Annotated in this window: 1 protein-coding gene and 1 pseudogene; both read left to right on the top strand. The window is 45.2% G+C overall.

Annotated features, from left to right (window positions below; translation table 11 throughout):
- Positions 1 to 241, top strand: a 241-nt coding sequence (tnpA, locus tag DWZ60_RS17010) for an IS200/IS605 family transposase (protein WP_119222190.1), incomplete at its 5' end; no start/stop codon positions are given.
- Positions 242 to 260: 19 nt separating this feature from the next.
- A pseudogene (locus DWZ60_RS17005) lies at positions 261 to 787 on the top strand (IS200/IS605 family accessory protein TnpB-related protein); the annotation flags it as partial.

Below are 787 nucleotides of genomic sequence, written 5' to 3'. Positions count from 1 at the left end.
GGTTATGCCGGATCATATTCATCTGCTTGTAGATTGTCGACCACAGTTTTATATTTCAGACATGATCAAAATCATGAAGGGGAATCTTGCGCGCCAGATGTTCCTTTTGCATCCAGAGCTAAAGAAAGAGTTGTGGGGAGGACATTTGTGGAATCCGTCTTATTGTGCTGTAACGGTCAGTGACCGGAGCCGTGAACAGATACTTGCTTACATAGAAGGGCAGAAGGAAAAATCCCGTTAAAACCCGGAGGAGAAAGCGAATGAAAATCATATCCAGTTATGGTGTTGAATTACGAAAACAGAATATTCCGATCCGCCAGACACTGGAGATTTACCGTTCTGCTGTCTGCTATCTGGTCGAAGTGTATGAATCTGTGTGGGAAGAACTGGCCCAAATTGAGGAAAGTAAGAAACGTTTCAATGCAGCGGAACATCTGGTGCATACAACGAAACGGAATCCGGCCCGGTTTGATTTTGATTTCTGCTTTCCCAAAATGCCATCCTATTTCAGACGGGCGGCAGTCCAGCATGCGCTTGGGAGTGTATCTTCTTATCGGACGCGTCTGGAACAGTGGAAAGCAGAGGGGGAGAAAACGGGAAAGCCGTATCTGAAAAGTGAACAGTATGCCATGCCTGTTTTTTACCACGATGTCATGTACCGTGAAAACACAGAAGAGGAAGATGCGGCCTTTTTAAAACTGTACGATGGCCATGACTGGAAATGGTTTGCTGTGCGGCTGAAACATACGGATATGGAATATTTAAGAAAACACTGGTCGGGCAAAAA

This window comes from Blautia sp. AF34-10 (assembly GCF_003477865.1).
GTDB classification, from domain to species: Bacteria; Bacillota; Clostridia; order Lachnospirales; family Lachnospiraceae; genus Fusicatenibacter; species Fusicatenibacter saccharivorans.
The sequence above is the reverse complement of the archived record's forward strand: the minus strand, read 5'-3'. Positions and strand labels throughout refer to the sequence as shown.